The organism is Jatrophihabitans sp. (assembly GCF_051960575.1).
Lineage (GTDB): Bacteria > Actinomycetota > Actinomycetes > Mycobacteriales > Jatrophihabitantaceae > JBQCEE01.
In genome coordinates this window covers 1-10,283 of the sequence record NZ_JBQCEE010000244.1, presented here as the reverse complement: position 1 = coordinate 10,283, position 10,283 = coordinate 1, and the positions used below count along the sequence as shown (strand labels likewise).

At 74.0% G+C, this 10,283-nt stretch carries 14 protein-coding genes; 5 read left to right on the top strand and 9 right to left on the bottom strand.

Features of this window, described 5'->3' with window-relative positions:
• A partial coding sequence (locus ACTHMS_RS13645; RefSeq protein WP_440307218.1) for a hypothetical protein occupies nucleotides 1-189 on the bottom strand: 189 nt, incomplete at its 3' end.
• Nucleotides 190-470: 281 nt separating this feature from the next.
• Here ACTHMS_RS13645 and ACTHMS_RS13640 point away from each other — a divergent pair.
• A complete protein-coding gene (locus ACTHMS_RS13640) occupies nucleotides 471-656 on the top strand; it encodes a hypothetical protein (RefSeq protein ID WP_440307217.1) in 186 nt (61 codons plus the stop codon).
• 25 nt (nucleotides 657-681) lie between these two features.
• On the opposite strand, the gene ACTHMS_RS13635 is transcribed toward ACTHMS_RS13640, so the two are convergent.
• From ACTHMS_RS13635 to ACTHMS_RS13605, 7 genes are all read right to left on the bottom strand, one after another.
• The gene (locus tag ACTHMS_RS13635) at nucleotides 682-1,740 is read right to left on the bottom strand and encodes a glycosyltransferase (RefSeq protein ID WP_440307216.1); all 1,059 of its coding nucleotides are present in this window, start codon (nucleotides 1,738-1,740) and stop codon (nucleotides 682-684) included.
• Entirely contained in the window at nucleotides 1,737-2,519 is a 783-nt protein-coding gene (locus tag ACTHMS_RS13630) for a carotenoid biosynthesis protein (RefSeq protein ID WP_440307215.1), read from the bottom strand. Before ACTHMS_RS13630 ends, ACTHMS_RS13635 begins: the two co-directional genes overlap by 4 nt.
• Before the next feature lies 1 nt (nucleotide 2,520).
• Entirely contained in the window at nucleotides 2,521-3,069 is a 549-nt protein-coding gene (locus ACTHMS_RS13625; protein ID WP_440307214.1) for a GNAT family N-acetyltransferase, read from the bottom strand.
• A gap of 84 nt (nucleotides 3,070-3,153) precedes the next feature.
• A complete protein-coding gene (locus ACTHMS_RS13620; RefSeq protein WP_440307213.1) occupies nucleotides 3,154-3,621 on the bottom strand; it encodes a YbaK/EbsC family protein in 468 nt (155 codons plus the stop codon).
• Nucleotides 3,622-3,724: 103 nt separating this feature from the next.
• Nucleotides 3,725-4,414 (bottom strand): phosphoadenylyl-sulfate reductase, encoded by a 690-nt coding sequence (locus ACTHMS_RS13615; protein ID WP_440307212.1) that lies wholly within the window; start codon nucleotides 4,412-4,414, stop codon nucleotides 3,725-3,727.
• Complete coding sequence (locus ACTHMS_RS13610) at nucleotides 4,411-6,054, bottom strand: nitrite/sulfite reductase (protein ID WP_440307211.1); 1,644 nt, start codon at nucleotides 6,052-6,054, stop codon at nucleotides 4,411-4,413. Before ACTHMS_RS13610 ends, ACTHMS_RS13615 begins: the two co-directional genes overlap by 4 nt.
• A gap of 98 nt (nucleotides 6,055-6,152) precedes the next feature.
• Complete coding sequence (locus ACTHMS_RS13605) at nucleotides 6,153-6,278, bottom strand: putative leader peptide (RefSeq protein WP_440307210.1); 126 nt, start codon at nucleotides 6,276-6,278, stop codon at nucleotides 6,153-6,155.
• A gap of 30 nt (nucleotides 6,279-6,308) precedes the next feature.
• Between ACTHMS_RS13605 and cobA the strand changes: the two genes are divergently transcribed.
• Nucleotides 6,309-7,541 carry a uroporphyrinogen-III C-methyltransferase gene (gene cobA / locus ACTHMS_RS13600; RefSeq protein ID WP_440307209.1) on the top strand — a complete coding sequence of 411 codons (1,233 nt, stop codon included), beginning with the start codon at nucleotides 6,309-6,311 and terminating at the stop codon, nucleotides 7,539-7,541.
• Here cobA and ACTHMS_RS13595 read toward each other — a convergent pair.
• Nucleotides 7,538-8,257 (bottom strand): methyltransferase domain-containing protein, encoded by a 720-nt coding sequence (locus ACTHMS_RS13595; protein ID WP_440307208.1) that lies wholly within the window; start codon nucleotides 8,255-8,257, stop codon nucleotides 7,538-7,540. The two genes, cobA and ACTHMS_RS13595, sit on opposite strands and share 4 nt — an antisense overlap.
• 170 nt (nucleotides 8,258-8,427) lie before the next feature.
• Here ACTHMS_RS13595 and ACTHMS_RS13590 point away from each other — a divergent pair, with 170 nt between their 5' ends.
• The 3 genes from ACTHMS_RS13590 to dinB form a co-directional block, all read left to right on the top strand.
• A complete protein-coding gene (locus ACTHMS_RS13590) occupies nucleotides 8,428-8,817 on the top strand; it encodes an SAV_6107 family HEPN domain-containing protein (protein ID WP_440307207.1) in 390 nt (129 codons plus the stop codon).
• 53 nt (nucleotides 8,818-8,870) lie between these two features.
• A complete protein-coding gene (locus ACTHMS_RS13585; protein WP_440307206.1) occupies nucleotides 8,871-9,599 on the top strand; it encodes a methyltransferase domain-containing protein in 729 nt (242 codons plus the stop codon).
• Between the two features lie 24 nt (nucleotides 9,600-9,623).
• The coding region (gene dinB, locus ACTHMS_RS13580) for a DNA polymerase IV (protein WP_440307205.1) at nucleotides 9,624-10,283 on the top strand (660 nt) is incomplete at its 3' end.

Here is a 10,283-nt window from a genome sequence, read left to right as displayed (position 1 = left end):
AGGCGCGTCGTCGGGTGCTGCTCGTCGACGGATCTTGTGCAGGACGCGCGTGGTCGTGCGCGCGTCGTGCACAAGTTCGGCCGCCGCCGCGCGTCGGGCGGGGCGTTTGTCCCGCTGCACCAGGTTTTCGGCACCGATCTCCTGGCGCTGCGGGACAAGGCGTGCAGATGTCCTGGTGCTGCGGGGCAAGGCGCGTCGTCGGGTGCTGCTCGTCGACGGATCTTGTGCAGGACGCGCGTGGTCGTGCGCGCGTCGTGCACAAGTTCGGCCGCCGCCGCGCGTCGGGCGGGGCGTTGTCCCGCTGCGCCGGGTTTTCCTGCACCTGTGTCCCGGCGTTGCGGGGCAAGGCGCGTCGGGCTTCCGGCGCTGCGGGGCAAGGCGGCTCGGGCGCGGGGTGCACAGGGTTCGCGCGGCGAGGGTGCGGGGCCGGTCGGCCAGGGGCATGCTGACAGGAGATCCGGGAGGTCGCCATGCTGCTGCTCGTCGCGCTGTTCCTGTTCGTCATGGTGTTCGTGGCCGCCTGGTCGATCATCGCGACGGTGCGCGACGTGCGCGCGCTGCACCGCACGAAGCGGAACATCGTCGACGGCGACGGAGGTGCGGGCGGCGTGAGCGCGGCCGGCATGACCTTCATCGGCAACTCGATGCTGCACTGACGCCGTCCTGCAGCCGGGTCGCGCCTCAGACCGCGCGGCCCTTCCAGCTCGTCGTGCCCCGCCGGTGCTCGCGCACGGATCGCGCGGTCAGCCACGCGAACAGCCCGATGGACGCGGGGTGGGCGAGCGAGTCCGGCCAGACGCGGCTGCGCGCTCGGCGGGCGCTGATCACCCGCGACGCGACACCGGCCGCGTACCCGACGGCGCCGAGCCGTGACCCGCGCAGCATCGCCAGCGGCGGCACCACGTACGTCAGCACGAGCAGGCCAACGACCGGCACGGCGCCGGCAGGCGAGCCGAACGCGGCCCAGAGCGATTTGCCGTAGCCGTCGCGCACCTGCAGCCACGAGGTGTACATGCGGCACTCGGCGAGTTCGGCGGCGTCGACGAACGCGACGCGGCCGCCGGCGCGCTTCACCGCGCGCACGAGGGCGAGGTCGTCGAGCACGGCGTCCGGCACGAAGCCGCCCACGCGGGCGAGCATCTGTGCGCGGATGACCAGGAACTGCCCGTTCGCCGCCGCCAGCGACGGGCGCGGCGAGCGCTCGGCGGCGTGCAGCGGCAGCGTCACCAGCACCGACCAGAGCAGCAGCGGCTGCACCAGCCGCTCGGCGACGGTGCCGGTGAGCTGGCGCGGGTGGCCGGTGACGACGTCGTACCCGCCGGCCACGAGTTCGCCGACGGCCGCCCGCAGCGCACCCGGCAGCACCCGGACGTCGGCGTCGACGAGCACGAACACCTCGCCCGTCGCGACGGCCGCCGCCTGCTGCAGGGCCCAGGGCTTGCCCAGCCAGCCGGCCGGCGGCGCGACGCCGTCGACGACCCGCGCCCCGTGACCGCGGGCGCGTGCCGCGGTGTCGTCCGACGACAGGTCGTCGACGACGACGAGCTCGGCGGCGACGTCCTGCGCGCCGAGTGCCGTGAGGCAGGCGTCGATGGTCGCCGTCTCGTCCCGTGCGGGCACCAGCACCGAGACCGGCGGCAGGTCGGCGACCGGCCGCGCGCGTCTCAACGCTCGTTGATTCACGGCCGCGTGCACGGCGCCGGCCACGGCGAGCGCCGCGCCGAGGGCGGTGAGCCTCATCGCCGCAGGCGCAGCACCAGCGGCACACCCACCAGGCCCATCCCGACCGCACCCCACACCACGGCCTGGCGCAGGTCGAGGAAGAACACGAAGGCGACGGTCGAGCCGAGCCAGGTCCAGAGGTAGAGCGCGAACGGCACGCGGTCGTCGGCGTCGCGCCGGTCGTCACCGAGCAGCGCCTGGACGATCGCCGACAGCACCAAGCTCACACCGAGCCACCCGACGAAGTTGCTGAGCGGCACGTCGGGGATGCCGGGCAGGTGTGCCCCGACCGACGACCACCGCCAGCGTCCGTCGACCACCATCTGCGGATCGAGGAAGAGGTCCCACGACGCCAGCGCCCACGCGCCGACGAGCACGCGGGCCGCCCGGCCGTGCACGAGGTGCCGCGCGACCAGCGCCGCCGGCCAGGCCAGCATCGTCCAGGCCGCGGCGACCACGAGCGGGACGCCGCCGAGCCGCAGCCCGAGGGCGTCGGTGTAGTGGTAGTCGCCGAACGGGAACCCGGTGTGCACGCCGAGCAGCTCGACCGCGAACCCCGTCACGGTCGTGGTGGCGACCACGACCGCGCCGCGGCGTCCGCGGGTGCCGACGGCGTGCACGGCCGAGGACGCCGCGAAGAGGACGACGACGGCGACCGTGAGTGCGTTGCGCACCGTGCCGTGCACGAGCGGGTAGACGATCTGCAGCGCGACCGCGGCTGCTGCGAGCGCGGCCGGCACGCCGAGGCTGTCGCCGGCCGGGGCGCGGCGGGCGGGGGCGAGCAGGTCGGCGGCCATGTCAGTCGCCGTCGGCGAGCGGCAACCGCGCGCCGAGGACGGCGAACGGACGGCTGTCGCCCGGGAAGAGGTAGTTGCGGGTGAGGTCGACGAAGCCCTGCCGGCGGTACATGCGGAACGCACGGGTGTCGGCGTCAGGGGTCGACAGCAGCATGTTGGCGTGCGGGATGCCGTCGGCCAGCGAGGTCAGCAGCCGCTGCCCGATGCCCTGCCGCTGGCGCGAGGGCAGCACGTGCAGCTCGCTGAGCTCGAAGGCGTCGTGCAGCCAGTCGCGGGCGGTGTCGCGGTCGAGCGCGCGGCGCACGAGGTCGTGCCACCACTGCCCGGGACGCGTCGTGTAGCCGTAGCCGAAGCCGACCAGCGTGCCGTCGTCGGCGATGGCGGCGCGGCAGGCGAAGCCCTCGTGGTCGGTGTGCTTGCGGGCGCTGACCGCACGATGCACCCCGGCCGACTCGGGGTAGTGCATGGCGCGCACGTAGATGTGCATGCACTCCTGCACGCGGACGGCGAACTGCTGACCGGTCCACGCCTCGATCCGCGTGGCGGTCACCGGAGGTCGTTCGCTGGCCCGCACACGTCCGATCCTTCCCCAATTCGACGGGCGATGCGACGTGCGTCCGGTATGAGCACAGGCTCAGGCGACCTCGGCCGGACGGCCACCGGTGATCCGCACCAGTTCGGCGAACGTCGTCGGGAAGACCGCGTGCGGGATGCCGCCGGCCGCCCACACCTCGGGGAAGGCCTCGAGCGCGACGTCCACCAGGGTCGGCAGGGGCGCGGGGTGCCCGACCGGGGCGACGCCGCCGATCGGCTGTCCCGCAGCGGCGAGCACGAACTCGGGCGTGGCCCGCCGCAGCCTGGCCGTGCCGACGAGCCTTGCGACGGCCTGGGTGTCGATCCGGTGCGCGCCGCTGGTGAGGACGAGCAGCGGGGTGTCCTCGGCGGTCGCGAAGATCAGCGAGTTGGCGATGGCGCCGACCTCGACGCCGAGGATGCGCGCGGCGTCGGCGGCGGTCGGCGCCGCTTCGTCGAGGATGCGGACGCGGCCCGCTGCTCCGGCGGCCTCGAGCGCTGCGTCCACGGCCTCGCAGTTGGGGTGCACGCGTCCGACCCTAGACAGCGCCGAGTGACGGGAATGGGCCCCGCCGCGTCGCGTGTCGGGTCGTCACTCGACGCGACGGGTCGTCACTCGGCGGGGGAGCGGGTCAGTGCAGGCCGCACTCGGTCTTGTTCGTGCCCGCCCAGCGGCCGGCGCGGGCGTGCTCGCCGGGCTGGATGCGCCGCGTGCAGGGGGCGCAGCCGATCGAGCCGTAGCCGTCGAACAGCAGCGGATTGACCAGGATGTTGTTGTCGGCGATGTAGCGCTGGACGTCGTCCTCGGTCCAGGCCGCGATCGGGTTCAGCTTCACCATGCCGCGCCGGTCGTCCCACTCGACGACGCGGACGTCGGTGCGAGTCTCGGACTCGTCGCGTCGCAGCCCTGACGTCCAGGCGGTGTACTCGGAGAGGGCCTTGCGGAGCGGGGCCACCTTGCGCAGTGCGCAGCACTGGTCGGGGTTGCGCTCGTACAGGCGCGGGCCGAAGGCGGCGTCCTGCTCGGCGACGGTCTGCTCGGGCGTGATCGAGCGGACGGTGACCGGCAGGACGGTCTGGACGGCGTCACGCATGCCGATCGTCTCGGCGAAGTGGTAGCCCGTGTCGAGGAAGACGATGTCGACGCCCGGGCGCACCTGCGCCGCGAGGTGCGGCACCACCGCGTCGGCCATCGAGGACGCGACCGCCCAGGCCGACCCGAACTGCTCGTCGGCCCAGCCGAGGATCTCGAGGGCGGGGGCGCCCTCGAGCTCGCGCCCGGCCTTCTCGGCGAGCGACCGCAGTTCCTCGCGGGTGCTCATAGCAACTTTGCTTCCTCCGCTCGCGACACGTACGTCGCGAACGGCTCACCTTCTCCGCGACGCTCGAGGTAGCCCGTCAGCACCCGTTCGATGTAGTCCGGGGCTTCCTCTGCCGTGACCTTCAAACCGCGGAACTTCCTGCCGAATTCCGCCTCGTCGCCCATCTGGCCGCCAAGATGCACCTGGAAGCTCTCGACGTCGCCCTGCGAGGTCTTCGTGACCATGCCCTTGAAGCCGATGTCGGCGACCTGGAAGCGGGCGCACGAGTTCGGGCAGCCGTTGACGTTGATGGTGATCGGGGTGTCGAAGTCGGGCATCCGCGCCGCGAGCTCCTTGCGGATGGTCATCGCCCGCTGCTTGGTCTCGACCAGCGCCAGCTTGCAGAACTCGATGCCGGTGCAGGCGATGACGCCGCGGTGGAACGCGTCGGGGTGCACGGTGAGGCCGAGCTCGTCGAGCCCGCGCACGACGGCGGCCTCCTGGTCCTCGGCGACGTCGAGGACCACCAGGCCCTGCTGCGCGGTGAGCCGGATGCGGCCGTCGGCGTGCTGGTCGGCGAGGTCGGCGACCTGGCGCAGTGCGGTGCCCGAGGTGCGCCCGGCCTGCGCCGTGGCACCGATCGCGAGCCGGCCGTCGGTCTGCTTCTCGACACCGATGTGATCACGGTGCGACGGGGAGGAGGCCGGCGGCTCGCCGTCGGCGAGGGCGAAGCCGAGGTACTCGGTATCGAGCACCTCGCGGAACTTCTCGGGTCCCCAGTCGGCGATGAGGAACTTCAGGCGCGCATGGTTGCGCTGGCGGCGGTAGCCGTAGTCGCGGAAGACGCGCGTGACGCCGGCCCACACGTCCGACACCTGTTCGGGTCGGACGAACACGCCGAGCCGCTGCGCGAAGTGTGGGTTGGTCGACAGCCCGCCGCCGACCCAGAGGTCGAAGCCGGGCGTGCCGTCGGCGCCGATGACGCCGACGAAGGCGCAGTCGTTGATCTCGTGGTTGACGCAGTGTCGCGAGCAGCCCGAGATGGACGTCTTGTACTTGCGCGGCAGGTTCGAGAACTCGGGGTCGCCGAGGTACTTGTCGACGACGCCCTTGAGGATCTCGCTGGCGTCGAGCACCGAGTCGGTCGCGACCCCCTCGAGCGGGCAGCCGAGCATGACGCGGGGGCAGTCGCCGCACGCCTCGGTCGTGCTCAGGCCGACGGCCTCGAGCTGCTCCCAGATGGTCGGGACGTCCTCGATGCGCACCCAGTGCAGCTGGATGTTCTGCCGGTCGCTGATGTCGGCGACGTCGCGGCCGTAGGTGATCGAGATGTCGGCGATGACCCGCAGCTGCTCGCTGGTGAGCGCGCCGCCGTCGACGCGGATGCGGAGCATGAAGTACGAGTCCTCGAGCTCCTCGGGCTCGAGCGTGGCGGTCTGGCCGCCCGGGATGCCTTGGCGCCGCTGCGTGTACAGCCCCATCCACCGGAACCGGCCGCGCAGGTCGGCCGGGTCGATGTCGTCGAACCCGGTGTACTGGTAGCGGTCGATGATGCGCTTGCGGACGTTGAGCGGATCGTCGTCCTTCTTGCTGCGCTCGTTCGGGTTCAGCGGCTCGCGATACCCGAGGGCCCACTGGCCCTGCCCCTTCCGCGCCGGCATGCGCGTCCCTTCGTCGGATGGCGGTCGCGGTCGATCGAATCGGCGTCGGGACGATCGGCTGCTGACCGGCTACTGCTGGAAGCTGGTGGCGGCGCGGCTCAACAGCCGGCGCCCGCCACCCGAACCAGGTCGATGTGGCGGCGCGACGTGAACAGGGGGGACACGGGCCGCACGGGTCGATGGTCCCACACGGGGCGGCATCGCTCGTACCAGCCGTGAGACATCCCTCGCCCGGTGGGCGGGAGAATGGACGTGTGCCCGGCTTCCCGTTGCTGCTCGACGTCACCGGACGCCGGGTGCTCGTGGTGGGCGCCGGCGCGGTGGGCGCGCGCCGGGCCCGCGCGCTCGTCGAGGCGGGTGCCGACGTGCTCGTCGTCGCGCCGGAGGTCGCGGACGCGCTGCCGGTCGACGGCGTGCGCGTCGAGCGGCGCCGGTTCGGTGCCGGCGACGTCGAGGGCGCCTGGCTGGTGTTCGCCTGCACCGACGACCCGGCGGTCAATGCCGCGGTCGCAGCGGAGTGCGAGGCACGACGGATCTTCTGCGTGCGGGCCGACCTCGCGCAGGGCGGCTCCGCGCGCACCCCGGCGGTCGCCCGGCGCGACGGTCTCACGATCGCGGTGAGCGGGGGCGACGACCCACGTCGCGCGACGGTGCTGCGGGACGCGATCTCGGTGGCGCTCGACGTCGGCGACCTGCCGTCGCGTCCAGTGCGCCCGGCTGCGCGGGGCGGCTCGGTCGCGATCGTCGGCGGGGGGCCCGGCGACCCCGAGCTGATCACCGTGCGCGGGCGGCGGCTGGTCGCGTCCGCCGACGTGCTCGTGGTCGACCGACTCGCGCCGCGGGCGCTGCTCGACGACCTGCCCGCCTCGGTCGAGGTGATCGACTGCGGCAAGAGCGCACACCGGCACAACCTGACCCAGGACGAGATCAACGCGGTGCTCGTCGACCGCGCGCTCGCCGGCAAGCGCGTCGTGCGGCTCAAGGGCGGCGACCCGTTCGTCTTCGGCCGCGGCGGCGAGGAGCTGCTCGCCTGCGTCGAGGCCGGCGTGCCGGTCACCGTGGTGCCGGGGCTGTCGTCGGCGCTCGCCGGACCCGCCGCGGTCGGCATCCCGCTCACGCACCGGGGGCTGGCCGCCGACTTCACCGTGGTGTCCGGCCACCTCGATCCTGGGCGTCCGTCGGCCGAGGGCGTCGACTGGCCCGGCCTCGCAGCGCACGCCGGCACCCTCGTCCTGCTCATGGCGATGGACCGGCTCGACCGGATCGCCGCCGAGCTCATCGCCCACGGCCGGGCCGCCTCGACGCCGGCCGCGGTCGTGCACCGCGCGACGCTGCCGCAGCAACGGGTCGTGCGCGCACCGCTCGACCGCATCGCCGACGTGGCGCGCGATGCGGGTATCGCCGCCCCGGCGGTCGTCGTGATCGGCGAGGTGGTCGACGTGCTCGGCGCGGCCGCGCTCGGCGACGGTGGCACGGCGCCTGCCTAGACCGGCTGCGGCGCCGGGCTGCGCGCGACGAGCCAGCGCTGCGGCGGGAAGGTGCCGCGTGCCCCGCCACGCAACTCGACCTCGAGGCCGAGGCGGCGCAGCGCCGGCGCGTACTCGGCCTCGACGTGCGCGAGGTCGCTGATCACCACCGTGCCACCGGGCCGCAGGATGCGCGCGATCTCGGTGAGCGCCTGCGCGCGTGCCCCGGGCTCGCCGAGGTTGTGCAGGCAGAGCACCGAGAGCACGACGTCGACGCTGTGGTCGGCGAGCGTCGTCCGACGGACGTCCTCCCGGTGCACGACGACACGGTCGCGCACGCCCTCGAGTTGGGCGTTCGTGAGCAGCCGTTCCGGACGATTGCCGGAGAGGTCCTTCGCGACGAACAGGTCGACGCAGTGCACCGTGCCGGTGGTGCGCCGGGCGGCCCCGATGCCGAGCAGGCCCGCGCCCGCGCCGAGGTCGGCGACGTCCTCGTCGCCGTGCCAGGTCACCGCGTCGAGCAGGCGGTCACGCAGCGCCCGCTTGCCGTGCACGACGTAGTGCGATCCGCGTACGGCCGGGACGGCGGCCGCGCCGGCCGCCGTGAGCGCGGCGGCGCGGGTGACGCGGTGATGGCGCAGCACGGTCGCCGCTGCCGCGCCGAGCGCGGTGCTCAGCCCGGCGAAGCCGAGCAGGGAGGGGAACCCGTCGATCCCGTAGCGCGCACGACGTGCCATCACCGCTCCAGAGCACCGGGCCGCGGGCACGGCCGACGGAAATTGTCGTAGCCCTTCGCCATGATGCCGGGCAGGAAGCAATGGCGTCGACCGCGTGTTCGGAATATCAGGTGGCGAGCGACGCTCACGACGCGCTATGTTCGAACGGACGTTCGAGAAGGGGGAGTTCGATGAGTGCTCCGACGACCATCAGTGCCCTGCCGGTGCTGTTCACCCGCGCACGGGCGGTGCTGGACGAGGCCCGCCGGGCCGACACGGCGGCCGAGCGGTTCCGTACGGCCCACCTCGCGGCGCTGCGCACGGCCGCCATCGTGCTGGCCGACCGCGGCCGCCCGAGCGCCGGCCGCAAGCGTCTGGTCAGTGCCTGGGTGCTGCTCGAGTCGATGGCGCCCGAGTACGCCACCTGGGCCACCTACTTCGCCGCCGGTGCCGCACTGCGCTCGGCGGTCGAGGCCGGGGCGACCTCCGGCGTCAGCCAGCGGCTGGCCGACGACCAGCTGCGCGCGGCCGAGGACTTCCTCGCCCTCGTCGAGTCGTCGATGGGGCTGCTCGCCGCATGAGCGGGCGGCCGCGCCGCCCCGACGTTGTCGGTGCCGGGGCATAGATTGACGGCGTGCGAGTCGAGGCGGTCGAGCGGCGGGCGGGGCGCCAGGGCGTGATCTGGCAGACCCTAGCCAGGGCGCTCCCGTCGATCACCGACCCGTCCCGTGCCGTGCGCGTGCTCGACTGTGGTGGCGGCAGCGGCACCTACGCCGTGCCGCTCGCCACCGACGGTGCCGACGTCACCGTCGTCGACACCAGCGTCGACGCCCTCGCAACGTTGCAGCGCCGGGCCGACGAGGCCGGCGTGGCCGCCTCGGTGCATCCGGTGCAGGGCGACGTCGAGGCGCTGCCTGACGCCGTCGCCGGCGACCGGTACGACCTCGTGCTGGCCCACGGCATCCTCGAGGCGGTCGACGACGTCGCCGGCGCCTTCGCCGCGATGGCAGGGCTCGTGCGGGCCGGCGGCCTGCTGAGCGTGGTCGTCGACAACCCGGTGGCGGCGGTGCTCGGGCGCGCGCTGGCGGGTGAGCCGGCGGCGGCCCTGGCCGAACTGCGCGGCCTCACCACCGACCTCGGCCATCCGGGCGGTGACGCCGTGCGCGTGCTCTGCCGCGAGGCCGGCCTGACCGTCGAGTCACGGCACGGGGTCGGCGTGTTCACCGAGTGGGTGCCGGGCGCCGCGCTCGACGCCCCCGGCGCGCGCGAGACCCTCGCCGAGCTCGAGGCCGAGGCGGCCGACCGCCCGCCGTTCGTCGACATCGCCGCGCGCATCCACGTGCTGGCCCGACGGCCGGCCTGAGCGGCCGCACGGGGGCGACGCAGGATGGGGCGCAGCGCGGACCTGCCCCGCTCGGCCGGGCAGTTCGACGGCGACGACACGGGGTGCACCGTGCTGCACGTCGACATGGACGCCTTCTTCGCCAGCGTCGAGATCCGCCGCCGGCCCGAGCTGCGCGGGCGGCCGGTCGTCGTCGGGGGCAGCCGCCGCGGGGTGGTCGCCGCGGCGTCCTATGAGGCCCGGCGCTACGGCATCCGCAGCGCGATGCCGATGAGCCAGGCCCTGCGCCGGTGCCCGCAGGCCATCGTGCTGCCGCCCGATCGCGCGGCCTACGCGCAGGCCTCGGCCGACGTCATGGCGATCCTGCGTGACGTGACCCCGTTGGTCGAGCCGTTGTCGTTCGACGAGGCGTTCCTCGACGTGGCCGGGGCGGTGCGGCGGCTCGGGCGGCCCGGCCTCATCGCCCAGCAGATCCGTGCCCGCGTCGCCCGCGAGCTGCAGCTGACCTGCTCGGTCGGCGTCGCGTCCACGAAGTTCGTCGCCAAGCTCGCGTCGGCACGCTGCAAGCCCGACGGGCTGCTGGTCGTGCCGGCCGGGGCGACACTGCGCTTCCTGCACCCGCTGCCCGCCACCGCGCTGTGGGGCGTCGGCGAGCGCACCGGCGAGGCGCTGCACCGCATCGGCGTCCGCACCGTCGGTGACGTC